Source organism: Thioclava sp. FR2 (assembly GCF_051200875.1).
GTDB lineage: Bacteria > Pseudomonadota > Alphaproteobacteria > Rhodobacterales > Rhodobacteraceae > Pseudotabrizicola.
Window position 1 is genome coordinate 1132766 of the sequence record NZ_CP195191.1, and the last position, 23235, is coordinate 1156000.

The window sequence follows — 23235 nt, forward strand, 5'->3', positions numbered from 1 at the left end:
CCGATTTATGGCACCGCCCATCCAATACTTTTCGCAGGTCTACTCTGCGGCTTCGCTCGGGCTTTCCCCATCGCCGTCGGCATTGGCCTTTGGCTTTTTGGGGCTGCGAGCGCGCTTCGGCTTCGCTTCGGCAAGCGGCTCTTGCACAGGCTGGTCGGCTTCCAAAGCCGGGGCCTCGACAGCGACAACCTCTTGCGGTGCCTCTTCAACTGCAGGCGCACGCTCTGGCTTTGGACCACGATCCCGACGGTCGCGGCCTTTGCCACCCTGATCATCCCGGCGGGGTCGGTCATCACGGCGGCGGTTCTCGGATGGGGCTTCTGGTGCGCGAGCCTCAGGGGTTTCAACCAGCATCGACGAACCTTCTTCCGAAGTTCCGGTCATGCCGGAAATTTCTGGTTGCTCACCTGCGCCGGGGTCTTGATTTCGGTCATCGCGCCAACGGTTGTCGCGTCCATCGCGATTGTCGCGGTTGTCACGATTGTCGCGCCCGTCCCGGTTGCCGTTCTGGTTGCCGCCACTATTACCGTTCTGCTGATACTGTTGCTGGCGGGCCTCTTGCTCTGCCGCCATTTCGCGCTGCGCTTCGGCCAACATGCGCGTGTAATGCTCGGCATGCTGAAGGAAGTTTTCAGCAGCCACACGGTCATTAGAAAGCTGTGCATCGCGTGCGAGCACCTGATACTTTTCGATAATCTGCTGCGGCGTACCGCGCACCTTACCTTCGGGACCCGAACTATCAAACACCCGATTAATAATATTACCGAGCGAGCGCGGGCGGTTCTGCTTTGAACGCGAACGGGACTTGGAAGAGCGCATCTTTTCCTTTGATCCAGATAATCCAACTTGCTTCCCAATGAGCGCTTTCGGCGCACTACCCGTATTGGGCACAGTCAAGCAAGGCCGGGTTTCAGCGCAGGGGGGAAAACCTCACCACCCGCAGGCGCCATAGAAGACTGATAATCACTCTGTGATCCATCTGACAAGCCGATTCTGACAAAATCGCGCGCGAAGTGCCAAATTTCCCAGGTCTGTGGCCCGATGGGTTAGGTGAAAGGCTAAATTCCCCGCGCCCGTGCGCTGACGACACGATCTCGACCATCCAAATCTTTCAACACCGCCACCTCAACTAACCCGTGATTACGGAAGATCTCCGATACAGCCAGCCCTTGCGTTGGACCGATCTCGACCAGAAGACGCCCCTTTGGCGACAGATGCGACAGTGCGCCTTCACCAATGGACCGATAAGCCGAAAGACCATCTGCTTCATCCGTCAAAGCCATCCTTGGTTCATGGTCAAGGACTTCGGGGGCCAATTCATCCATATCTGATTGCGCTATGTAGGGCGGGTTAGAAACGATCAGGTCAAATTCTTCCGATACCGGATCATACCAGCTTCCTAGCCTCAGGTCGGCGCGCTCTCCCAGATTCAATTGCCCGCAGTTGATGCGCGCAATTGCCAAAGCCTCGCGTGATAGGTCGACGCCTACACCCTCAGCCTGCGGGGCATCGCTGAGAAGCGAAAACAGGATGCAACCAGAGCCAAGGCCGAGATCAAGGACGCTTTGAAAAGGTTCTGCCAAGGCTGCCTGAACCAGAATCTCAGTCTCTGGTCTTGGATCAAGAACGGCAGGAGTAACCTTGAAAACATGGCGCCAGAAAGGGCGCTGCCCCAAAATGTGTGAAACCGGTACGCGCCGCGCTCGTTGTTCTATGAGGCTTTGAAACCTGTCGACCAACGCGGGGGCCGCCGTTTCCGGCAGATGAAGCGAGAGGCGGTCGGGCGAAAAACCTGCTGCATGGGCAAGGATCATGCGGGCATCGCGCGAGGCATCGGGGATACCGGCCTGCCGTAGCACTTCAACGGCCTTGACAAGATGAACCGACCAGACGGTCACATCCCCGCCTCGGCAAGCTTTCTTGCCTGGTCATCCGCCTGCAAGGCATCGACGATATCGTTCAGATCCCCGCCCATAATCTGGGGCAGCGCATAAAGCGTCAGGTTGATCCGATGATCCGTCATTCGGCCTTGGGGGAAATTATAGGTCCGGATGCGTTCGCTACGATCCCCCGAACCAACCTGTGCCTTGCGGTCAGCAGATCGCGCATTGTCGATCCGTTCTCTCTCAAGCTCGTAAAGACGGGCCCGCAAGACCTGCATGGCGATGGCACGGTTCTGGTGCTGGGATTTTTCAGACGAGGTGACAACGATGCCAGTCGGGATATGGGTTATGCGAACAGCCGAGTCCGTGGTGTTGACATGCTGCCCACCGGCACCCGACGAACGCATTGTGTCGATCCGGATGTCACTTGCCGGTATGTCAATGTCCACTTCTTCCGCTTCGGGAAGCACAGCAACCGTCGCAGCAGAAGTGTGTATGCGCCCGCCAGCCTCGGTCTCGGGCACGCGCTGAACGCGGTGAACACCGGATTCGTATTTCAACTTTGCAAAGACACCTTCGCCCTGAACATGGGCGGTGACTTCCTTGATGCCGCCAAGATCTGAAAACTGCTGTTCCAAAATCTCAAAACGCCACCCCATGCGTTCAGCATAGCGCTGATACATGCGCAGCAAGTCACCTGCAAACAGGCTCGCCTCATCCCCACCGGTCCCTGGACGGATCTCTAGAATGGCGGGACGGGCGTCTGCTGCGTCCTTTGGCAAAAGCGCCACCCGCAAGGCCTGTTCCATTTCGGGAATACGCGCCTTAAGTCGCGGCAATTCCTCTTCGGCCAGTGCCTTCATTTCCGGGTCAGACAGCCAGCCCTCTGCCTCTTCCAGATCGTGAAGGGCCGTACGATAGGCTGCAATCTGATCGCAGACGGGTTTAAGATCCGAATATTCCCGGCTCAGCTTTGCGATTTCGGAAGGCGATGCCCCCGCGTTGAGACGTGCCTCGAGGTAATCGAAGCGTTCCGTAATCTGGGCAAGTTTGTCGAGCGGGACCATGGGTGCGGTTTGTCTGGATTGTCAGGTTTGGTCAAGGGGGCTGATCCAGAGGGATCTCGGCCCTTGACGCGTTTTGGCGCGACCAAAACATTTCCTGATGGATAGTAGGCCTATAGAAAGATCAGAGACGGGCAAGCCAGTCAGACAGTCGCGCAGCATTCACACCGAAATCGTCGCGTCCAAAGCGCAGGCGGGCGTAGACATAAAGCCCGTCCTCGCGTGTTTCTGCCGACGTGTAATCAGGAAACCCCCAAAGGGCGCTGCGGGTTATCCATGTGATGCGCCCGTCTTCTATGCTTCCCGCCAGGCGCTCGGTCCGCGGTGCCGCGCCGGCAATCACGTCAAGCCGGGAAAGAAGGTCGGCGGGCGCACCCTTGGCCAAAGACAGGCGCAAGGTTGCACCGCCTGTCAACGGAACAATGTCATTCCACGGTCCGGCATCATCCGCCCATTGAAAAATAGCTTCTTGGTCATGCCAGACAGCCGGATCACTTGGCGCAAGACGTATCGCGGCCATCAGACCCATGGCCGCGATCAATGCGAATGCGATAAACAGAGACACGTTCCGAACACCGTTTTTCACAGGCGCGTCTTTGCCCAGTGAAAGAGGCAAATCAGCTCATGTGCGACATGGGCGCCAGCGATGGCCGTTGCGCCTGTGGTGTCAAAAGCCGGGGATACTTCGACAATATCTCCGCCAACCATGTTGATGCCAGCCAAGTCGCGCAGGGCAGCTGCCGCCTGCCAAGTCTGCAATCCCCCCCAGACGGGTGTTCCAGTTCCTGGCGCGGCGGAGGGATCAAGGCAGTCGATGTCAAAAGTCACATAGGTTGGGTTCTGGCCGACGATTTCCTTTGCGCGGGCCACAGCATGGGAGACGCCCTTTTCGTGAACCGTCCTCGCGTCAATATATTCAACGCCCAGATAGTCGTCACAATGGGTGCGGATGCCGATCTGAACCGAGGTCGCTGGGTCAATCACCCCGGTTTTCACGGCCTTGTAGAAAAAGGTGCCGTGGTCGATCCGCTCCATATCATCATCTTGCCAAAGATCGGAATGAGCGTCGAAATGGATCACCGACATTGGCCCATATTTCTCGGCATAGGCGCGCAGGATTGGCAAAGTGATAAAGTGGTCGCCCCCCAAAGTGACTGACCCTGCCCCGGCCGAAAGTATCGTGCGGATATGGTCGGTCAGAAGCCCCGGGAAGCTGGGTGTGTGGGCATAATCGAAAGCCAGATCGCCATAGTCAACGATGCTAAGCTCCTCAAGCGGGCTGCTGGGCCAGCCATAAGGCGGATCAAAAGGTTGCAGTGCGCTTGCCTCACGGATGGCGCGGGGGCCAAACCGTGTTCCAGTGCGGTGGGTCACAGCCTGATCGAAGGGAACGCCCGTGATGGCCAGATCAACCCCAGTCAAATCCTTAGTGTAAGTGCGGCGTAAGAAACTGGTGGCACCCGCAAATGCGTTTTCAAAAGCAAGACCTTTGAGCCCTTTGCGGGTGAATGCGGAGTCGATTTCTTTCTTGGCGTCTTCCAGAGCCATGTCGTTCACCTTTGCGATTGAAAGCGCCGTCGTTGAACCACCCGGAGACGCCGCGTATCCGAGACGCGGGCAACCTGCCCGCGTCCGTCTTTGCTGTCAAGACGTGGTCACCCCCGGAACCAGCCTTCGCGGCGCAACTCGTCGGTCACTTGGACGATTGCCTTCCGTAGTGTATCAACAACAAAATCGGCGTCATTTTTGGTCATGACCAATGGCGGCGACATCACGTTCAGATGCCCCATAGGCCGTACCATCAACCCCATCGCCTCGGCGGCATCGGCAATACGCTTGGCCTCATTCGCGGCTTCAGGCAGCGGTTCCTTGGTTGCTTTTGACGCGACACTTTCCACACAGACCATGAGCCGGCGACCGCGAACCTGACCGATAAGAGGCAGGCTTTCCAAGGACTTCAGCTTCTCAAGGAAATAGTCGCCAACTTCGGCGGCCTGAGCCAAAAGGTTCTCGCGCTCCATGATCTCAATGTTCTTGAGCGCGGCGGCACAGGAGACCGGGTGGCCAGAGTAGGTGAAGCCGCTTGTGAACCAGCGCTCCCCGTCAGAGGCCATGACGTCCCAGATCCGGTCAGAGAACAGCACCGCCCCTAACGGCAGGTATCCCGAGGTCAGGCCTTTAGCGCATGTGATGATATCGGGGACGACCCCGAACTCATCTTCGATGGCGAACCAGTGGCCCAAACGGCCAAAGGCTGTCACCACTTCATCCGCGATGAACAGAATATCATGTTCACGACAGATCGCGTGAATACGGCGCAGATAGTCTTTTGGCGGCACAATCACCCCACCAGAGGCTTGGATTGGTTCTGCGATAAATCCACCAACTTTCTCAGGGCCAAGCTCTGCCAGCTTCGCCTCGAATTCGTCGATGAGGAAATCCGTAAAGGCCGCCTCGTCCATTCCTTCTGGCGCTCGATACGGGTTCGGCGGGGTTAGATGGTGAATGCCGCTTTCCTTGTACAAGAACTCTGGCACCCGGTCGCCGGGTCTTCTCCCCAAGGATTGTCCGATGTAAGTTGAGCCGTGATAGCTCATGTCACGGGCAATGATCTGCGTCTTTTCCTGTCTACCGAGTGCCCGCTGATAGAAATGCACCATGCGGAAAGCCGTATCGACAGCGGTTGACCCGCAAGTGGTGAAATGCACGCGATTCAGATCGCCTGGCGCAAGGCTGGCAAGTTTGGCCGCAAGTTGTGCCGATGGAACATTAGAGGCATCAACAAAAGTGTTCGAGAAGGCAAGCTTTTGCGCCTGCTCTCCAATCGCCTGCGCCATTTCAGCCCGGCCAAGCCCGATATTGGTGCACCACATGCCGCCAACAGCATCAAAATATTTGCGCCCTTCTGAATCCCAAAGCCAACAGCCCTCGCCTCGTTCAAAGATCAGCGACCCGTCTTTTTCGAACGGGCCGAACTGCGTCCAAGGATGCAAGATGTGGCGACGATCCGCTTGCCAGACGGCATCGGGAGAATTCAGTTTCAGGGCGCTCGTACTTTTCATAGGTGGCTCCATGCCGGTTTCAGCGTGAAGTACTATACCATTTTGATCAAATTTTGGCCAGCACCATAGGTTGGGGTCACCCCAGATATGGTGGGCAAAGGTTGATCGGGCCCATGATAAAGGTCCGACCGTTCCGAATGCCTCGAATCAGCCCGCAACGGGTTGAGCACGCTCAACCAAACGTGCAAAGAAACTTGCGCCAATCGGCGCAGCCTCGTCATTGAAATCATAAGCCGGATGATGCAAGCCGGCACCCGGTCCGATGCCCAAGAAAAGATAGGCGCCGGGTCGCGCCTCCAACATATAGGAGAAGTCCTCAGACCCCATCTCGCGCCCTGCTCTTGCGTTTACAGCAGCCTCACCAGAAACTTCGCGTGCGACTTCCGCGGCAAACTCGGCCTGATCAGGGTGGTTGATGGTGGCCGGATAGCCCCAGTCATAATGGATGTCCGCCTTGACGTTATAGGCGGCGGCATGGCCCTCGATGATCTCATAAACCCTGCGTTTCAAAAGATCGCGTACTTCTGGCTTGAACGACCGAATGGTGGCGCAGAAAGTCGCTTCTTCAGGGATAATGTTCGATGCGGTTCCGGTGTGAATTTGGGTTACCGAAATTACCGCTTCGTCTAAGGCATAGACATTTCGCGGAATGATGGTCTGGATCGCCCCGACCATTCCCACCACTGCCACTACCGGGTCAATGCACTCATGCGGGGTTGCGCCATGGCCGCCCTTCCCAGTGATCTTGACCCAAGCCGTATCGACCGAGGCCATCAATGGCCCGGGTGTCGTCTGGAAATGACCCAACGGAATGTTCGGCGCATTGTGGATGCCATAGACCTGTCCGATACCGAACCGGTCCATCACACCTTCCTGAACCATGACATTTCCACCGCCACCTTCTTCCTCGGCTGGCTGGAAAAGAATGGCCACACGGCCAGAAAAATTGCGCGTCTCGGCAAGATATTTTGCAGCTCCGAGCGCCATGGTCACATGGCCATCATGCCCGCAGGCATGCATCTTTCCCGGCACTGTCGAGGCATAGTCAGCCCCGGTTATCTCTTCGATCGGAAGGGCATCCATATCGGCGCGAATACCAATGGTTGGACCATCGCCTTTGCCATTGATGATGGCAACAACGCCCGAGGTCGCGATACCTTCGTGAATCTCGTCCACACCCATCTCGCGCAGTCGTGCGACAATGAAGGCCGCCGTTTCGTGGCAATCGAATTCAAGTTCAGGATTTGCATGAAGATGGCGCCGCCAGCCCTTCATTTCCTCGGAATAAGAGGCGATACGGTTGAGGATAGGCATGGTCTGGCTCCTGTGGTCTGGATCTTTGATCAAATCTTAAAAAGGCAGGTTCCGCAATGCCCTCCCCCAAGCTTAATCGTTCCGAAAGCGACCGTTTGATCCATGATGCCGATGGCGGCCTGCCCCGCTTGAAAGAAATCATGGCGCGGCTGCGTGATCCGCAGGACGGGTGCCCGTGGGATTTGGAACAGGATTTTGCCAGTATTGCTCCCTATACGATTGAAGAAGCCCACGAGGTTGCCGACGCCATCGAGCGCAAGGCGTGGGCAGAGCTGAAGGGGGAACTGGGTGACCTGTTGTTCCAGTCGGTCTATCACGCGCAAATGGCGGATGAGGCCGGACTGTTTGATCTGGACGACGTGATCCGTGCGATTTCGGACAAGATGGTGGCGCGACATCCGCATGTTTTTGGCGACGAGAGCAATGCCAAATCGGTCGAGCAGCAAACACGAGATTGGGAGGCGCACAAGGCGCGGGAGCGTGGGCCTGCACGCGTTCTGGACGGTGTGGCCTTGGGACTGCCCGCGCTGACGCGGGCGGTCAAATTGCAGAAAAGGGCGGCAAGAGTGGGTTTCGATTGGCCGTCGACCGACGAAGTGGTTGCAAAAATTGCCGAGGAAGCGGCGGAGTTGGTCGAGGCCCGAGAAACGCTGACCGAAGCCGAAGTTGTCGAAGAATTCGGCGACCTTTTGTTCGTGATTGCCAATCTTGCGCGGCACCTGAAGGTTGACCCCGAAGCCGCACTTCGATCTGCGAATGCAAAGTTTACCCGGAGATTTGAAAAGATAGAGAATTGGCTGGCCGAAGCCGGAAAAACGCCTAACCAATCGAATCTGGAAGAGATGGATGGGCTTTGGAATAGGGCCAAAGCGGAAGACAAGGACGCGCAAGGAAGGACTGCGGCAAAATAACTGACTTTTGCAGTCAGGTATTGACCCGAGCAAATTAGTCGGATTTAAGAGCGACAGAAATTCCGACTAAAGGACTCAGTCATGAACCTTCGCCAATCGTTGCTCGCCCTTGCTCTGACCTCGGTCGCACTTCCCGCTGTTGCCCAAGAGGTCAATGTCTATTCACATCGACAGCCTGAACTGATCCAGCCGTTGGTTGACGCGTTCACGGCTGAAACCGGCATCAAGGTGAACGTGGCATTCGTAGACAAGGGAATGGCAGAACGGCTGATCGCCGAAGGCACGCGTTCTCCTGCCGATCTGGTCCTGACCGTTGACATTGCACGTCTTAAACAGATCGTCGATGCTGGCGTGACACAACCAGTTCAATCCGATGTGCTGGACGCAAATGTCCCGGAGTCCATGCGCGATGCGAATGACCAATGGTTCGGCCTGACCACCCGTGCCCGTATCGTCTATGCCAGCAAAGATCGCGTGGCAGATGGCGAAGTGACCACTTATGAAGATCTGGCCAGTGATAAGTGGAAGGGCCGCATCTGTATTCGGTCCGGTTTGAACGACTATAACGTGGCTTTGGTAGCGGCCATGATCGCCCATCACGGTGAGGACTATACCCGCACTTGGCTTGAAGGGGTCAAGGGCAACCTTGCCCGGAAACCGGAAGGTGGTGACCGCGATCAGGTAAAGGCGATTGCCGCAGGGCTGTGCGACATCGGGATTGGTAACACCTACTACATCGGCGAGATGTGGGAAGACCCCGAACAGCGGCCTGCTGCCGAGACGGTTCGGATCGTCTTTCCGACCTTCGAAGGTGACGGAGCACATGTAAACATCTCGGGTGTTGCAATGACCAAGTCGGCACCGAACAAGGAGAATGCCCTGAAGTTCATGGAATGGCTTTCGGGTGACGAGGCCCAGCGCATTTATGCCGAAACGAACCACGAGTTCCCGGCAAAGCCGGGCGTGGCCAAATCAGAACTGGTCGCAAGCTGGGGTGAGCTCACCCCCGACTCGAAATCTTTGAGCGAAATCGCGGACTTGCGTCCGGCGGCTGTGAAACTGGTCGAAGAAGTAAACTTCGACGGCTGATGAAAGAGTTAGATGAATTTGTGGCGGCCCCGATGTATATCGGGGCCTTTTTCTATTTGACGACCTCAACGCCAAGAACAGTTGGCAAATGCCTTGCCGCTTCAACCCAAGTCGCGCCTTCGTCCGTGCTGGCGAAAATACTGCCGGAATTTGTTCCGAAATAGACCCCCGCCGGAATGGCACGATCCACTGACATGGCTTGACGCAGTACCGTGAAGAAGCAGGCCTCTTGCGGCAGTCCTTTCCGCATGTCCGTCCATCCTTCACCAGCATCGGCAGACCGCCAAACCGCCGCCGACGCGCCTTCGGGATAGCGCCCCTTGCTGTCGCCATTCAGAGGGAAGGTCCAAATCATGTCAGGGTCGCGGGGATGGGCACCGATGGGAAATCCAAATGTCGAAGGCAAACCTTCGGTGATTTCCTCCCACACCTGCCCGCCATCGCGTGAACGGTACACACCTTGGTGGTTTTGCATGTAGATCAGCCCCGGTGCGGCACCGAAAGCCATGTTGTGCACGCAGGAAAAGATCTCGTCCTCGGCACGGATTTCGACGCCATCCCCAAAGTCGCGCGGCAGGGCCCCCGCAGGGCCGGGCCGATTGCCGCGACGATTTCGGCCTTCCCAACTTGCGCCGCCATCTGCGCTGTAGAAAACACCGGCCGCTGAAATGCCGACCCATATTCCGCCTTTGCCGTCCGCAAGGATCGTGTGCAGCGTCAAGCCTGCTGCGCCGGGCATCCAATCTGCAGCGCCCGGCAATTCGTTCAAGGCCGGAAGTTTCTGCCAGCTTTTCCCGTCATCACGGCTTTCGTAAAGGGCCGCCGGTTTTGTTCCGGCCAAAAGGCGATTTCCATCCCGGATCACCGACCAGACCGACTGCACGCCCTCTTCAAATCCCTCTCTGGAGAAACTCCACGCTCCGTCGTTAAAACGCCAAACCCCGGCGGGAAACCAACCACCGCCGCCTGCAGCCCAGATTTTGCCCGTCTCAGGATCACCGCAGGCATGGTTGATTGACATGCCATCACAGAACGGTCCTTGAACCGACCACTTGGAACGACCGCCTTTGTCTTTCAGGATGAACAACCCTTTCGTTGTTCCGACCAAAACGTCTACTTGCTCACTCATTGTGCGCCCCTCTCCCGTTCGCAAAGGCAGCCTAGCACCGGGCGATGTCTATGGATGAAAAATCTGATCTGATACTGGACATTTTGGCCGCGCCACTGTTCCCTGCCATCCGAAACAGGAGAGCCAGATGTCCAAGATGCCGCGCAAAATCATTATCGACACCGATCCGGGTCAGGATGATGCCGTTGCGATCCTTCTGGCCTTGGCAAGTCCGGAAGACATTGACGTCCTTGGCATCTGTGCCGTTGCCGGAAACGTTCCGCTGGCTTTGACCGAACGGAATGCCAGAATCATCTGTGAACTGTCAGGGCATCGTGAAACGCGCGTCTTTGCGGGCTGCGAAAAGCCAATTTCTCGGAACCTGGTGACGGCCGAGCATGTGCATGGCAAGACCGGGCTTGATGGACCGCAACTCGCTGACCCGACGATGCCGCTCCAAGAACAGCATGGGGTCGATTTCATTATAGAGACGCTCCGTCGCGAGCCCGCCCATACAGTGACACTCTGCCCTCTTGGCCCGCTGACCAATATCGCAACAGCGATGCAGAGGGCTCCGGATATCATAGACCGTATTCAGCAGATTGTTTTGATGGGCGGCGCCTACTTTGAGGTTGGCAACATCACACCTGCGGCGGAATTTAACATCTACGTAGACCCGCAGGCTGCGGACATCGTTTTTAAGTCTGGTGTGCCCTTGGTCGTCATGCCGCTGGACGTGACCCACAAGGCACTGACCAACCGCAAAAGGGTAGAGGCTTTCCGCGCCTTGGGAACCGAACCGGGACGCATGGTGGCAGAATGGACCGACTTCTTTGAACGGTTCGACATGCAGAAATATGGAAGCGAGGGTGCCCCTCTCCATGACCCATGCGTGATCGCCTACTTGATTGACCCCTCGCTCTTTGAAGGTCGGCATGTGAATGTCGAGATCGAAACCCAGTCAGAATTGACGATGGGGATGACGGTTGCCGATTGGTGGGGGGTGACGAACAGGCCCGCCAATGCCCTTTTCATGGGTTCGGTTGATGCCGAGCGTTTCTTTGCGTTGCTGACGGACCGAATTGGTCGGCTGTAACCTTACTCTATCGGTAAAATCACAGAGAAAGTGCTGCCCTCACCGATTTGGCTGGTGATTTTCAACCGCCCGCGGTGGCGTTGAACGATGTGCTTAACAATCGCCAGCCCAAGCCCCGTCCCTCCTTTTTCACGGGATCTGTGGCCATCCACCCGATAAAATCGCTCAGTCAATCTTGGGATATGAATCGGGTCCATCCCATCGCCCTTGTCGATCACATCAACACGAATGGCCCGCGACTTTGGCAATTGGTCAGAATCGACAAGGACTGTGACCATCCCTTTTGCGCCGCCATATTTTACGGCGTTTTCAATAAGATTGTGGAAGACTTGCACCAATTGGTCCGCATCGCCAAGCAAGGCACTCTCTTTGACTTGGCTTATCAGCTTTATCTCGACCTTTGAGTTTTCGCTTAACGGGCGAAGAGACGAAATCGTAGAATTGAGGATCTCCAACAAATCCACCCGCGCGACGGGGCGCACACGTTCGTCGGCCTCAACACGGCTTAGGTTCAAAAGGTCCTGAATTAGCCGGTTCATTCGGCCAGCTTCGCGCTCCATGATCGCGAGAAACCGGTCCCTGGCCACAGGATCATCTTTCGCTGCCCCCCGCAGCGTTTCAATAAATCCTAACAATGCTGTCAGCGGTGAGCGTAGTTCATGGCTAACATTGGCCACAAATTCCCGTCTCATCAGCTCAATCTGCTCTTGCGGCGTACGATCCTCAAAGACGCACAAAACGCCTGCCGCATGAGCAAGTGGCGTGACTGTGACATGGTGGATGATCCCCAAGGTTTGCCCCGGAACGCTGTGACGCGCCTGCGAAACTTCGGCTTGCGTCAAAGAGCGCGTAATTGCCGCCTGCATTTCAGGTTGTCGCAAGGCAAGTGCGTGGTGACGTCCCAGAGTAGACGCCCCCAGCAATGCCACGGCCGCATCATTCATGGTCGATACGCGCTCGTCCTGCCCGATGATCAAGGCTGGAAACGGGATCCCGCTGATCAAAGATTGGATAAGTTCGTTCATGCCGCGCGCTTCATTGTGCTTTGTCAGGCTCTTCTAGCCCAAATTTCCTTACAGCACGAGAGTTACACTTGAACTCGAGCATGAGCGCTCCACAGTATGAATATTGAGTATTCCGGAGATTGATGATGGCAGCTTTGCACAACCTTCGCGATATCAAAACAAGAGCCTCGTTGGCTCTGCAGACCTGTGTGGGAACAAGGAACAAATTCGTCAGTAAAGTCGGACGAAAATGGTGTTTAAGCCATGCCAGATAGTGTTTTTCTTGCGATCGAACTTCCTGTGGGCATCACCGCCCTATTAGCCGAAGGGCGGGATGTGCAATCCATCCGCACAACCGATCTGGAAACGCTAGAGCCGAGTATAAACGCGGTCATCTGCGCGGCCTGTCCACTGTTCTTCGAAAATGGCGACGCGATGCAGGTGATCGAAATCCTTGAGGCGATTGGATATTTCGGGCCTCTTCTCGTTGTCGCTCCGAAGCTTCCCAACCATCAAATGGTGCAGACTGAACTGAGCCGCGAGTGTCGCAAGATCAAGGTCAGCCTGATCAGCCCTTAGGCGTCAAACCCTTGCGAAACCTCGCTGCGTTTGCCCGGTACCCGGCCGCTGACAGCAAAAGCTTTTCCCTAGCCTGATCGTCCAGCATTCGAACGACTTTTCCAGGGCTTCCCATAACAAGACTTCCGTCCGGAATCTCTTTACCTTCTGTGATCAGCGCACAGGCTCCGATCAGGCACTCCTTGCCAATGCGCGCACCATTCAGGATCACGGCCCCCATTCCGATCAGACTTCCCTCCCCGATGGTGCACCCATGCAGCATGGCTTTGTGGCCAATGGTGCAATTTGGTCCGATGATCAGCGGGAACCCCATATCCGTATGAAGCACACAGCTCTCTTGAACGTTCGATCCCTGCCCCACTTCAATGGTCTCGTTATCGCCACGGATCGTGGTGCCAAACCAGACCGAGCTTTCGGACTTCAAGATAACTTTCCCGATCAGGTTGGCGTCCGGGGCAACCCAAGCAGTTGGGTCGATTTCGGGGTGAGCATTATCAAGAGCATATATCATCGCGTTTCGAACTCCTTATTCAGGCCACGAACAAAATCGGCCAGCCCCGGCTGACGATTGCGCTGCAAACGCTCGGCTTTCAGGATGGTCAGCAGGCGTTCAAAGGTCTGCTCAAGATCGTCATTGACCAGAACATAGTCATATTCGGCCCAATGGCTTATCTCATCGCGGCTTTTCGCCATGCGGCCCAAGATCACTTCATCGCTGTCCTGAGCACGGCTGCGCAGCCTGCTTTCCAATTCAGCGATTGACGGAGGAAGAATGAAAATCGACACCACATCGCGACCTAGTGCAGAGTTGCGGATTTGTTGGCCTCCCTGCCAGTCGATATCAAAAAGCGTATCTCGGCCTTCACTCATTGCCTGTTCAACCGGGCCGCGCGGACTGCCATAGAAGTTCCCGAAAACCTCGGCATGTTCCAGCATTTGGCTAGAAGCGATCATTTCTTCGAACTGTTGGCGCGACTTGAAGTAATACTCGCGCCCGTCCTGCTCACCCGGTCTCGGGCTGCGCGTCGTCGCGCTGACAGAGAAGCGGATTGTTGGATCCCACGCCATCAGCTTCTTGGCCAAAGTCGATTTCCCGGCCCCTGACGGAGACGAAAGAATGAGAAGAAGCCCGCGACGATCAGCCATTCGAAGTTATTCCACGTTTTGAACCTGTTCGCGCAATTGGTCGATCACGGTCTTAAGGTCAAGTCCGATCCGCGTCAGGGCAAGCGACTGCGCCTTTGAGCAAAGCGTGTTTGCCTCACGCATGAACTCTTGCATGAGGAAATCAAATTTGCGTCCGACCGGCCCCGTTTCCGCAAGCAAACCGCGCGCGGCTTCGACATGCGCGGTCAACCGATCCAGCTCTTCTGTTACGTCGTTCTTGACAGCAATCAACGCCAGTTCCTGCGCCAATCTGGCTTCATCAACCCCGTCAACATTATCCAGGACACGAGACATCGCTTCGATCAAATTCGCCCTCGAAACCTCTCGGCGGGCTTCTGCTTCAACAGCGGCCTCGGTTGTCAGTTGGCCAATTCGCTCCAACTGCCCCGAAATCACGCCATTCAGGGCAAGCCCTTCGGCACTTCGCATTGCTGTAAAATCGGCCAACAGCGGTGCAAGGTCTTCCAACAAGGCCGCTCTCAGTGGCGAGGTATCATCGGACTGACTGGTGGTTTCCAGAACGCCGCGCAGGCCAAGAACATCCGCAGACGTCGGTTGGACAAGTGTTACACCGGCGGCCATCGCGGCAGCTTCAACATCGTGAAGCGCCATTAAGACCGACGGTAAAATGGTCATATTCACTCGAAGCCCGCTTTCCGAGGTTTCGTCACGACCAACTTTCAAGGTCAGTGACACATTCCCGCGTCCGATGGCCTTTTGAAGCTCGCCCCTAAGGATCAGTTCAAGACCGTCGATCCAGTCAGGAACCCGCAGGCGCAGGTCAAGCCCCTTGCCATTGACCGACCGCATATCCCAAGTCCAGGAATGCCCAAGCCCTTGACCTTTACGCGTGGCAAAGCCTGTCATTGATACGGTCATCGCAGCACACTCCCGGCGCCAATCGCCTATGTGTTTACCAATTGTTCAGTTTCTTCGCCCGAGGAACCCGACCTCGTGTAGATTAACAAGTGGGTAATATGTCTGAACGCAGCGTTAACGAATAAACGGTCAAGCAAAAGGCATCGCTTTAATGCCTGTAGCATCCGGGTTCAGGTCTAGCAACTCGCGGACGGAAAAGATCAGTGTTTGAGTTGAGGAGGCGAAAATTGGTTATTCGTTCATTCGGCAACAGTAATGGTACGTTCTGGACCGATCAGGGACTGATCACAGAAGTTCGCGCTTATTGGGAAGCGCTTAGGAAGGACGGCGACTTACCCAAGCGCCACCAGATTGATCCGCGCGGCTTTACTGGCGCGTTAGAGAATGTCTTTCTCATCGAACGGATTGGAACTGGCATTGCGCGATTTCGCATTGCAGGCTTTGCCTTTCATGATCTGATGGGCATGGATATACGCGGAATGCCATTTTCCTGTCTCTTCATTGGTGAGGCTCACATTTCGCTGCGGATGAATCTTGAACGTGCATTTACAGGCCCATCCGTGGTTCACCTGTCACTTACATCGGCCCGCACTTACAGCCAGCCCGAGCTCTCTGCAAAAATGACGATGCTGCCGGTGATCGATGGGACTGGGGCCACCCGTCTCGTATTGGGCTGTCTTGAAATTGCAGGGCAAATCCGAAAGGCGCCAAGAAGATTTCAGATTGAGAGCACTTCTGTCGAACGAATTAATCTTCCCGAAGTGGCAGCAATTCGCCCGATCGCAGACCTTCCCAAACCGCTGTTTCTGAAACCGCTGCCGCCCACAGGCCAGGGGCCAATCAAGTCCAAGCCAATTCTAAGATTGGTTCATTCCGCGGATTGATCCATTTCAAGGCGAAGTTCATGATTTTCGTGTCACTTCCTCCCAATGACGTTGGAGAGGCACATGACGGCAACTGTTGTTTTGTTTTCATTCGTCGGCGGGATCGCCGTCGTTCTTGTGGCCCTCGGCGTGTTGCGGCTGCTGGATTTGCGTCTGGAGAGACAAGTCTGGTCGGGCCTGCTTAAGCAAAAGGATGCCTACGCGCAAAGGTTTGACCCGTCGTTGACCAAGGATTTTCCCGAGCCCGCTAAGCGCTATCTTTGTTATGCGATCTCCCCGGGCACTTTGCTTTTGCAAACAGCCATTATCGAGATGACAGGGCAGTTTGGGCTGGGGACCGCTGCAAAACCCAATTACGCTCCGATGCATGCGCGGCAGATCCTTGCCGGCACATCGGGCTTTGTCTGGAAGATGGCCTCAGGCGTGATCAGCGGGTCTGACGGGCTTGGTCCAATCGGATCGTGGACACGCTTTCGGGTGTTTGGTCTGCTTCCTGTTGCCCGCACCGGGTTTGATGAAAATCACAAGCGTTCAGCCTTTGCGCGTGCCGTTGCCGAAGCCGCCTTTTGGGCACCCGCCAGTGTTTTGCCCGGAAAAGGCATAATGTGGGAAGCTGCAGGGCCAGACACGGCGCGGCTGACCGTCAGCCGTGATGGGATGGTGCAACAGGTGGACTTGACCCTAGCAACCGATGGCCGGCCCCTTTCGATGGTCATGCCGCGCTGGTCAAACGCAAACCCGGAAAAGGTTTGGCGTATTCAACCCTTTGGCGCAAACTTTGGAGCCATCGGCGAATTTGATGGGTTCCGCTTGCCAGTGGAAGTCGATGCTGGAAATTTCTACGGGACCGCGGACTGGTTTCCGTTCTTTCGGGCACAGGTTACGTCGATCAAACATGCGCCCTGATCGCCGGTGTTCCGAAACGAAGACGGGCGGGAAGCCGATCATAGCGCCCCGCCCGAAAAAGATACTAGTTTGTCAGACCTTAGAGAGCGATACGCTTTCCTTCGCTCCGCAGGCTTAGCAACTCTTCAGCGACAAGGAATGCAAGTTCCAAAGACTGGCTGGCATTCAGGCGCGGGTCGCAGGCGGTGTGATAGCGGTCGGCAAGGTTTTCATCCGAAACCGCGCGCAGACCACCAGTGCATTCGGTCACATCCTTGCCCGTCATCTCGAAATGAACGCCACCCGGAATCGTACCTTCGGCCTTATGGATCGCAAAGAACTCACGAACTTCGCGCAGAACGCTGTCGAACGGACGGGTCTTGTAGCCCGTCGTCGACTTGATCGTGTTGCCGTGCATCGGGTCGCAGGACCAGACAACATTGGCACCCTCTTCCTGAACGGTCTTGATCAGGCGCGGCAGATGCTCACCTACCTTGCCGGCACCAAAGCGTGCAATCAGCGTCAGGCGGCCCGGTTCATTTTCCGGGTTCAGTTTCGCCATCAGCACTTTCAGATCCTCGGCCGTCGTCGAAGGGCCGCATTTCAGACCGATCGGGTTCAAAACGCCGCGGCAGAATTCCACATGCGCGCCGTCGGGCTGACGGGTACGGTCACCGATCCAGATCATGTGGCCGGAGCCCGCGACAGGCTTTCCAGAGATCGAGTCGATCCGGCACAGGGCTTCTTCATATTCCAGCAGCAAGGCTTCGTGGCTGGTGTAGAAGTCAACCGCGTGCAGCGTGTGGGCGGTGTCGGAATTTACCCCGGCTGCAGTCATGAAGTCCAAGGCATCGGCAATGCGGTTTGACAGTTCGCGATAACGTTCTGCCTTGTCATGTTCAGCAAAACCCAGCGTCCACGAGTGCACACGATGGATGTCGGCGAAACCACCCGTCGAGAACGCGCGCAGCAGGTTCAGGCTGGCAGCCGCCTGAGTATAGGCTTGCAGCATACGGTTCGGGTCTGGAATGCGTGCCTCGGGCGTGGCATCGAATCCGTTGATGATGTCGCCCTTGTAGCTTGGCAGTTCGACGCCGTTGATCATTTCGGTCGGTGCAGACCGCGGCTTGGCGAACTGGCCAGCCATGCGGCCAACCTTGATGACCGGCACCTTTGCGCCATAGGTCAAGACGACTGCCATCTGCAACATGACACGGAATGTGTCGCGAATATTGTCGGCGCTGAATTCCGCAAAGCTTTCTGCGCAATCGCCCCCTTGCAGCAGGAATGCCTTGCCTTCGGCGGCAGCGGCTAGCTGCGATTTCAGGCGGCGTGCCTCACCCGCAAAAACCAATGGGGGATACTTGCCCAATTGCGCCTCTACGCTGTTCAGCGCGGTCGCATCAGGGTAATCGGGCATCTGGATCCGCGGCTTTGCGCGCCAGTCCGATTTTGTCCAGCCCTTGGTCATGGCTTCTCTCCGGGTCTGCAGTGTCGTTAGCGATACCGGCGCTGTATAGGGGGATGCAGCAGGAATGCAAAGGCCGAATACGAAATTTGGCACAACGCAGCCCCTTGCGAATGGGCCAAGAATCCTGTCTGACTTGCGCAATCCCGACACAAACAGGTCGCAACATGCCCACCCCTCCGTCCCGCGCAAAACAAACCGCAACCGGCGACACGCCTAAGCGCTTTGTTTTCGTGCTTTTGGACAAGTTCACGATGCTTTCTTTCTCTTGCGCGATTGAGCCCCTGCGGCTTGCAAATTACGTTGCAGGAAAGCCGCTCTACACTTGGAAACTTGCCGGGGAAAACGGGCTGGAAGCGACTTGTTCGAACGGAGCCACGTTCAAACTCGACATGGGTCTGGAAGACATCGAGCGCGATGATGTGATCTTGGTTTGTGGTGGAATCGAGGTTCAGAAAGCCACGACAAAGCCGGTCCTGAATTGGCTGCGCCGCGAGGCGCGCCGCGGCAATGTCATAGGCGGGATGTGCACAGGTGCTTATGCCTTGGCAAAAGCCGGCCTCTTGGATGGCAAGAGAGCGACGATCCACTGGGAAAACCAAGATGGGTTTCTGGAAGAGTTCGAAGAGGTCAAACTGACGAAATCGGTCTTTGTGATGGATGGCAACCGCCTGACCACAGCGGGCGGGACCTCGTCGATCGACCTGATCCTAAAGATCATCGCCTCCGACCACGGCAGCGACATCGCCAACAATGTGGCCGACCTGCTGATCTATTCAACGATCCGCACTGACCAGGATACGCAGCGGCTGTCGATTCCGACACGCATTGGTGTGCGCCATCCGAAACTCAGCCAAGTCATCCAGATGATGGAAGCCAATGTCGAGGATCCTCTTTCCCCGGCAGACCTTGCCGATCAAGTTGGAATGTCGACGCGGCAACTTGAACGCTTGTTCCGGCGTTACCTGAACCGCAGTCCAAAGCGGTATTACATGGAATTGCGCCTGCAAAAGGCCCGCAATCTGCTGATGCAGACGGATATGAGTGTGATCAACGTCGCCCTAGCCTGTGGCTTCGCCTCCCCGTCGCATTTCTCGAAATGCTATCGGTCACATTACAACACCACCCCGTATCGTGAGCGCGGGACCCAAGGTCCAACGCCGGGGACAGGAAACCGGCTTTCTATCTGAACCCTCTGACTTGCGGCGTTTGGAAACCGCATGGTAGCCTTCCGATATTCATTGGGGGCAACCATCGTGATCAGGGTTTTGATCGTCATCTTTGGGGTCGTGACTTACCTGCAATCTGTTTCGATCGGCCTTGCCCAAGACAGATTGGCGCTTGTAATCGGCAATGACAGTTATTCCAGCCTGCCAAGGCTCGGCAAGGCACGTAACGACGCAAACGCCATTTCTGCTACGCTGACAGGCCTTGGGTTTTCTGTCAGCTTGGTTGAAGACGCTGACCGCCGCGGCATGACACGCGCCTTATCCAATCTGGCGTCCTCTATAACCCCCGGAGACGAAGTTGTATTCTACTACGCGGGCCACGGCGTCGAAGTGTCAGGCCGGAACTTTCTGCTGCCAACGGATGCTCCTGCCGCCAACCCCGGGGATGAGGCCTTCCTGACGGCCGAAAGCGTTGCTGTCGACGATGTGCTTTTCACCCTGCAATCGCGTGGTGCGCGGGTAACCGTCCTTATCCTCGATGCCTGCCGCGACAATCCTTTTCCGAAACAGGGGACACGCTCTGCTGGTGGTGTGCGCGGTCTGGCGCCTATCGTCGCGCCCGAGGGCGCGTTCATATTGTTCTCGGCAGGTACAGGCCAATCCGCACTTGATGCCCTTGGGCCAAGCGACACCAATCCAAACTCAGTCTTCACCCGCGCCCTGATCCCGTTATTGCAGGCACCCGGTCTGCCATTGCAGCAGATCGCCCGCTCGTTGAAAGCGGAGGTCGAAAGTACGGCGCAGACCGTCAATCACAAACAGCGCCCAGCCTATTATGACGAATTGACGGGGGATTTCGTATTGAACGCCGGGCAGACACGGGGAGCCACGGCCTTGGATGCCTCAGATGTAACGTCCAACGTGGTTATCCCAAAGGCCGACCCTTGCGACGCCGCGGCAAAGGACTGGCAGACAGTCGCCGGACTTGAAGACCCGCTTCTTTTGCGATCTTTCGCGGGCACGCACACCGCCTGTGAGGTGTTTTCTAAGGCCGCAACGGAACGTGCTCTGGCGTTGGAAATCGCACGGGGTGCCCCTGCGGCTGGTGATGCGTCCGGTGCTGGCAAGGTCGGCATCGCAGCCTCGCCGGGACCGGGGGTGGGGATTGCCGCCTCCCCGCCTTCGAACGCGTTACAACCGGCGCAACCCGTCCAGACCTGGCGGATCAAGCGCGGCGTTTCAGACGGCTACATGAACGCCCGTTCTGGGCCGGGCACCACCTACCCTATTCTCTTCCAAATCCCGGAAGGCACAGGTGGACTGCTGGTCGACGGGTGCCGCAAACCTGATAAGGGAGGTGGTTCCAGAGATGTTTGCCTGACGACCTGGGGCAACCAGCAAGGCTGGGTTTCGATCGGTGGGCTGGAAAAGGAATGAGATCGCGCACAGGGGCGGCGCTCCTGCTTTCAATCCTTGCTTGCAGCGCTTCGGCAGAAGGTATGCCCGAAGGATACGTCCGACTGTCCGAGCTTGCACCGGACATCGCGCAAGATATCCGCTATGCGCGCAACTTCAATTTTACGGAAGGCCCTGTCCCCGGGTATGAGCGCGGAGAATGCATTCTGACCTCTGCCACTGCCGCGGCGCTGATACGAGTCGAGGCACGCCTTGCAAATAACGGCTACGGACTCGTCGTCTTTGATTGCTACAGGCCCGTTCGTGCCGTCGAATTTTTTGCAGTCTGGGCCAATCAGCCCGATGATGATCTGCAACCGCCAAAAGATATCGAAGTTGCGGGGGATACGCCGCCGGATCAACCAAATGCTGCAAAGATCTTTTTTCCCGGCCTAACGCGCGCCGACCTCATTCCTAAAGGTTATATCGCAAAGAAATCCGGCCATTCTGTCGGCCATACGGTCGATGTAGGACTTCGGCTTGCAGGCGCTGAACCAAGTTTGCCCGATTTCGCTTCGGCAGCACCTTGTACTGCCAATTCGTCGATCCGCGTTCTGGAAACAGGATTGGATCTTGGGACGTCATTTGATTGTTTTTCACCCTTGTCTGCAACGACCGCCCCCGTTTCGAATGAAGCGCGCAAGAACCGCAAGATTTTGGCCGATGCCATGAATGCCGAGGGCTTTCGCGGCTATGATGCGGAATGGTGGCACTTTCGAAACAGCCTTGACCCGGCAAAGGCGCCACAGAACTTTGTAGTTGAATAACAAGTCGGCCCATCCGGCATGACGTAAGGTCAGATTTTCGAACAGAGAATCGTGAAGACGCACGCGAAGCTGACCGACAGAGTCGAAACAGTTCGTTGGAGGCTGAAAAGTCGGCTTAACCGTCAACGGCCCTGCAAAACATCCATCTGCCCGCCATAAAGTCGACACCATGCCGACATAAGAGGGCTTTTCTTTTGTAAGAAGCCACTCTAACGTTCGGCTCAGGACAAAGATCCAATATGGGAGACAACCAATGAAAAAACTGCTGCTGGCTTCGGCCGCAACCGCCCTGTTCGCGGGTGCTGCTTCTGCAGAAGACGTCAAACTTGGCATTCTGATCGGCTTCACCGGCCCGATTGAATCGCTGACCTCTGACATGGCTGCTGGCGCCGAACTGGCGATGACCGAAGTCAACGACTCTGGCAAGTTCTCGCTTGGCACCGTCGTTTCGGTTCGCGCTGACTCGACCTGTATCGACTCGGCCGCTGCGACCGCTGCTGCTGAACGTCTGGTGACTGCAGATGGCGTCAAAGGCATCATCGGCGGCGACTGCTCGGGCGTGACTGGCGCTGTTCTGCAGAACGTGGCTCGTCCGAATGGCATCGTCATGATCTCGCCCTCGGCCACCTCGCCCGCGCTGACCACTGCCGAAGATGACGGCCTGTTCTTCCGCACATCGCCTTCGGACGCTCGCGAAGGCGAAGTCATGGCTGACATTCTGATGGAAAAGGGTGTGAAGTCGATCGCTCTGACCTATACGAACAACGACTACGGCAAGGGTCTGGCCGAAGCGATTGCCAACTCGTTCACCGCTAAGGGCGGCGTTGTGACGATCAACGCAAGCCACGAAGACGGCAAGGCTGACTATTCGGCAGAAGTCGCAGCTTTGGCTGCTGCTGGTGGTGACCTGCTTGTGGTTGCTGGTTACCTGGATCAGGGCGGCAAGGGCATCATTCAGGCTTCGCTCGATACCGGCGCCTTCTCAACCTTCGGTCTGCCGGGCGGCATGGTGGGCGACAACCTGCCAGCAGCTATCGGTCCGGCCCTTGATGGCTCCTACGGTCAGGTCGCTCAGTCTGACTCGGCTGGCGCTGCGACCATGATCGAGATCGGCAAGGCCAAGGGCTTTAACGCCGAGACCCCCTACACCATGGAAAGCTATGACGCTGCTGCGCTGATCATGCTGGCTATGGCTGCCGCTGGCACCACCGACCCAAAGGTCTACAAGGACAAGGTTCTGGATGTTGCCAACGCACCGGGCGAAAAGATCCAGCCGGGCGAACTGGCCAAGGCTTTGGAACTGATCGCTGCTGGTCAGGACATCGACTATGAAGGTGCTTCGGCTGTCGAACTGATCGGACCGGGTGAATCGGCTGGCCGTTATCGCCAGTTCGAGCTGAAGGGCGGCAAGTACGAAACCGTGACCTTCCGTTGATCCGGATCTGAAACGG

Annotated in this window: 23 protein-coding genes; 10 read left to right on the forward strand and 13 right to left on the reverse strand. The window is 56.6% G+C overall.

What is annotated here, in order from left to right:
* Positions 1-39: 39 nt before the first annotated feature.
* From ACSBLW_RS05425 to ACSBLW_RS05455, 7 genes are all read right to left on the reverse strand, one after another.
* On the reverse strand, positions 40-819 hold the full coding sequence (locus ACSBLW_RS05425; RefSeq protein ID WP_435259215.1) for a DUF4167 domain-containing protein: 780 nt from the start codon (positions 817-819) through the stop codon (positions 40-42).
* Between the two features lie 239 nt (positions 820-1058).
* Positions 1059-1898 carry a peptide chain release factor N(5)-glutamine methyltransferase gene (prmC, locus tag ACSBLW_RS05430; protein WP_435259216.1) on the reverse strand — a complete coding sequence of 280 codons (840 nt, stop codon included), beginning with the start codon at positions 1896-1898 and terminating at the stop codon, positions 1059-1061.
* Positions 1895-2950, reverse strand: coding sequence for a peptide chain release factor 1 (gene prfA / locus ACSBLW_RS05435; RefSeq protein ID WP_435259217.1), 1056 nt, complete (start codon positions 2948-2950; stop codon positions 1895-1897). The genes prmC and prfA overlap by 4 nt, the downstream gene beginning before the upstream one ends.
* A gap of 121 nt (positions 2951-3071) precedes the next feature.
* Positions 3072-3512, reverse strand: coding sequence for a DUF1499 domain-containing protein (locus tag ACSBLW_RS05440; protein WP_435259218.1), 441 nt, complete (start codon positions 3510-3512; stop codon positions 3072-3074).
* 17 nt (positions 3513-3529) lie between these two features.
* Positions 3530-4495, reverse strand: a complete 966-nt coding sequence (speB, locus tag ACSBLW_RS05445) for an agmatinase (RefSeq protein ID WP_435259219.1) — start codon at positions 4493-4495, stop codon at positions 3530-3532.
* A gap of 107 nt (positions 4496-4602) precedes the next feature.
* Entirely contained in the window at positions 4603-6009 is a 1407-nt protein-coding gene (locus ACSBLW_RS05450; protein ID WP_435259220.1) for an aminotransferase, read from the reverse strand.
* A 147-nt stretch (positions 6010-6156) separates the two neighbouring features.
* Entirely contained in the window at positions 6157-7323 is a 1167-nt protein-coding gene (locus ACSBLW_RS05455; RefSeq protein ID WP_435259221.1) for a M20 aminoacylase family protein, read from the reverse strand.
* A 56-nt stretch (positions 7324-7379) separates the two neighbouring features.
* Here ACSBLW_RS05455 and mazG point away from each other — a divergent pair, with 56 nt between their 5' ends.
* Together mazG and ACSBLW_RS05465 are read left to right on the forward strand one after the other, a co-directional pair.
* Positions 7380-8234, forward strand: coding sequence for a nucleoside triphosphate pyrophosphohydrolase (mazG, locus tag ACSBLW_RS05460; RefSeq protein WP_435259222.1), 855 nt, complete (start codon positions 7380-7382; stop codon positions 8232-8234).
* Positions 8235-8315: 81 nt separating this feature from the next.
* Positions 8316-9323: a Fe(3+) ABC transporter substrate-binding protein gene (locus tag ACSBLW_RS05465; RefSeq protein WP_435259223.1), complete on the forward strand. Its 1008-nt coding sequence runs from the start codon at positions 8316-8318 to the stop codon at positions 9321-9323.
* 52 nt (positions 9324-9375) lie between these two features.
* On the opposite strand, the gene ACSBLW_RS05470 is transcribed toward ACSBLW_RS05465, so the two are convergent.
* Positions 9376-10452 (reverse strand): WD40/YVTN/BNR-like repeat-containing protein, encoded by a 1077-nt coding sequence (locus ACSBLW_RS05470; protein ID WP_435259224.1) that lies wholly within the window; start codon positions 10450-10452, stop codon positions 9376-9378.
* Positions 10453-10588: 136 nt separating this feature from the next.
* On the opposite strand from ACSBLW_RS05470, the gene ACSBLW_RS05475 reads away from it, so the two are divergent.
* Positions 10589-11527, forward strand: a complete 939-nt coding sequence (locus ACSBLW_RS05475; protein ID WP_435260048.1) for a nucleoside hydrolase — start codon at positions 10589-10591, stop codon at positions 11525-11527.
* Positions 11528-11529: 2 nt separating this feature from the next.
* On the opposite strand, the gene ACSBLW_RS05480 is transcribed toward ACSBLW_RS05475, so the two are convergent.
* Positions 11530-12552 carry an ATP-binding protein gene (locus ACSBLW_RS05480; RefSeq protein WP_435259225.1) on the reverse strand — a complete coding sequence of 341 codons (1023 nt, stop codon included), beginning with the start codon at positions 12550-12552 and terminating at the stop codon, positions 11530-11532.
* Between the two features lie 243 nt (positions 12553-12795).
* Between ACSBLW_RS05480 and ACSBLW_RS05485 the strand changes: the two genes are divergently transcribed.
* Positions 12796-13110 (forward strand): hypothetical protein, encoded by a 315-nt coding sequence (locus ACSBLW_RS05485; protein WP_435259226.1) that lies wholly within the window; start codon positions 12796-12798, stop codon positions 13108-13110.
* On the opposite strand, the gene ACSBLW_RS05490 is transcribed toward ACSBLW_RS05485, so the two are convergent.
* The 3 genes from ACSBLW_RS05490 to ACSBLW_RS05500 are packed head-to-tail and all read right to left on the reverse strand — an operon-like array spanning position 13100 to position 15156.
* The gene (locus ACSBLW_RS05490) at positions 13100-13621 is read right to left on the reverse strand and encodes a gamma carbonic anhydrase family protein (protein WP_435259227.1); all 522 of its coding nucleotides are present in this window, start codon (positions 13619-13621) and stop codon (positions 13100-13102) included. The genes ACSBLW_RS05485 and ACSBLW_RS05490 overlap by 11 nt on opposite strands.
* Positions 13618-14256, reverse strand: a complete 639-nt coding sequence (gene gmk, locus ACSBLW_RS05495) for a guanylate kinase (RefSeq protein ID WP_435259228.1) — start codon at positions 14254-14256, stop codon at positions 13618-13620. Before gmk ends, ACSBLW_RS05490 begins: the two co-directional genes overlap by 4 nt.
* 6 nt (positions 14257-14262) lie before the next feature.
* Entirely contained in the window at positions 14263-15156 is an 894-nt protein-coding gene (locus tag ACSBLW_RS05500; protein WP_435259229.1) for a YicC/YloC family endoribonuclease, read from the reverse strand.
* Positions 15157-15383: 227 nt separating this feature from the next.
* Between ACSBLW_RS05500 and ACSBLW_RS05505 the strand changes: the two genes are divergently transcribed.
* Positions 15384-16040 (forward strand): PAS domain-containing protein, encoded by a 657-nt coding sequence (locus ACSBLW_RS05505; RefSeq protein ID WP_435259230.1) that lies wholly within the window; start codon positions 15384-15386, stop codon positions 16038-16040.
* A gap of 63 nt (positions 16041-16103) precedes the next feature.
* On the forward strand, positions 16104-16946 hold the full coding sequence (locus ACSBLW_RS05510) for a DUF6544 family protein (protein WP_435259231.1): 843 nt from the start codon (positions 16104-16106) through the stop codon (positions 16944-16946).
* 79 nt (positions 16947-17025) lie between these two features.
* Here ACSBLW_RS05510 and ACSBLW_RS05515 read toward each other — a convergent pair whose 3' ends face one another.
* Positions 17026-18396 carry a class II 3-deoxy-7-phosphoheptulonate synthase gene (locus tag ACSBLW_RS05515; RefSeq protein WP_435259232.1) on the reverse strand — a complete coding sequence of 457 codons (1371 nt, stop codon included), beginning with the start codon at positions 18394-18396 and terminating at the stop codon, positions 17026-17028.
* Positions 18397-18560: 164 nt separating this feature from the next.
* Here ACSBLW_RS05515 and ACSBLW_RS05520 point away from each other — a divergent pair, with 164 nt between their 5' ends.
* The 4 genes from ACSBLW_RS05520 to ACSBLW_RS05535 all read left to right on the forward strand — a co-directional run bounded on the left by ACSBLW_RS05520 (position 18561) and on the right by ACSBLW_RS05535 (position 23219).
* Positions 18561-19583 carry a GlxA family transcriptional regulator gene (locus ACSBLW_RS05520; RefSeq protein WP_435259233.1) on the forward strand — a complete coding sequence of 341 codons (1023 nt, stop codon included), beginning with the start codon at positions 18561-18563 and terminating at the stop codon, positions 19581-19583.
* 30 nt (positions 19584-19613) lie between these two features.
* Positions 19614-20999: a caspase family protein gene (locus ACSBLW_RS05525; protein ID WP_435259234.1), complete on the forward strand. Its 1386-nt coding sequence runs from the start codon at positions 19614-19616 to the stop codon at positions 20997-20999.
* A gap of 62 nt (positions 21000-21061) precedes the next feature.
* Positions 21062-21784 (forward strand): M15 family metallopeptidase, encoded by a 723-nt coding sequence (locus ACSBLW_RS05530; protein ID WP_435259235.1) that lies wholly within the window; start codon positions 21062-21064, stop codon positions 21782-21784.
* A 253-nt stretch (positions 21785-22037) separates the two neighbouring features.
* On the forward strand, positions 22038-23219 hold the full coding sequence (locus ACSBLW_RS05535; protein WP_435259236.1) for an ABC transporter substrate-binding protein: 1182 nt from the start codon (positions 22038-22040) through the stop codon (positions 23217-23219).
* The last annotated feature ends 16 nt before the right edge of the window (positions 23220-23235 follow it).

Bases quoted from the DNA above. Each gene is read 5' to 3' on its own strand.
- ACSBLW_RS05425 (WP_435259215.1), bottom strand. From the start codon at position 819: ATGCGCTCTTCCAAGTCCCGTTCGCGTTCAAAGCAGAACCGCCCGCGC.
- prfA (WP_435259217.1), bottom strand. From the start codon at position 2,950: ATGGTCCCGCTCGACAAACTTGCCCAGATTACGGAACGCTTCGATTAC.
- speB (WP_435259219.1), bottom strand. From the start codon at position 4,495: ATGGCTCTGGAAGACGCCAAGAAAGAAATCGACTCCGCATTCACCCGC.
- ACSBLW_RS05450 (WP_435259220.1), bottom strand. From the start codon at position 6,009: ATGAAAAGTACGAGCGCCCTGAAACTGAATTCTCCCGATGCCGTCTGG.
- ACSBLW_RS05455 (WP_435259221.1), bottom strand. From the start codon at position 7,323: ATGCCTATCCTCAACCGTATCGCCTCTTATTCCGAGGAAATGAAGGGC.
- mazG (WP_435259222.1), top strand. From the start codon at position 7,380: ATGCCCTCCCCCAAGCTTAATCGTTCCGAAAGCGACCGTTTGATCCAT.
- ACSBLW_RS05465 (WP_435259223.1), top strand. From the start codon at position 8,316: ATGAACCTTCGCCAATCGTTGCTCGCCCTTGCTCTGACCTCGGTCGCA.
- ACSBLW_RS05470 (WP_435259224.1), bottom strand. From the start codon at position 10,452: ATGAGTGAGCAAGTAGACGTTTTGGTCGGAACAACGAAAGGGTTGTTC.
- ACSBLW_RS05475 (WP_435260048.1), top strand. From the start codon at position 10,589: ATGCCGCGCAAAATCATTATCGACACCGATCCGGGTCAGGATGATGCC.
- ACSBLW_RS05480 (WP_435259225.1), bottom strand. From the start codon at position 12,552: ATGAACGAACTTATCCAATCTTTGATCAGCGGGATCCCGTTTCCAGCC.
- ACSBLW_RS05485 (WP_435259226.1), top strand. From the start codon at position 12,796: ATGCCAGATAGTGTTTTTCTTGCGATCGAACTTCCTGTGGGCATCACC.
- ACSBLW_RS05490 (WP_435259227.1), bottom strand. From the start codon at position 13,621: ATGATATATGCTCTTGATAATGCTCACCCCGAAATCGACCCAACTGCT.
- gmk (WP_435259228.1), bottom strand. From the start codon at position 14,256: ATGGCTGATCGTCGCGGGCTTCTTCTCATTCTTTCGTCTCCGTCAGGG.
- ACSBLW_RS05500 (WP_435259229.1), bottom strand. From the start codon at position 15,156: ATGACCGTATCAATGACAGGCTTTGCCACGCGTAAAGGTCAAGGGCTT.
- ACSBLW_RS05510 (WP_435259231.1), top strand. From the start codon at position 16,104: ATGACGGCAACTGTTGTTTTGTTTTCATTCGTCGGCGGGATCGCCGTC.
- ACSBLW_RS05515 (WP_435259232.1), bottom strand. From the start codon at position 18,396: ATGACCAAGGGCTGGACAAAATCGGACTGGCGCGCAAAGCCGCGGATC.
- ACSBLW_RS05520 (WP_435259233.1), top strand. From the start codon at position 18,561: ATGCCCACCCCTCCGTCCCGCGCAAAACAAACCGCAACCGGCGACACG.
- ACSBLW_RS05525 (WP_435259234.1), top strand. From the start codon at position 19,614: ATGGTAGCCTTCCGATATTCATTGGGGGCAACCATCGTGATCAGGGTT.
- ACSBLW_RS05530 (WP_435259235.1), top strand. From the start codon at position 21,062: ATGCCCGAAGGATACGTCCGACTGTCCGAGCTTGCACCGGACATCGCG.
- ACSBLW_RS05535 (WP_435259236.1), top strand. From the start codon at position 22,038: ATGAAAAAACTGCTGCTGGCTTCGGCCGCAACCGCCCTGTTCGCGGGT.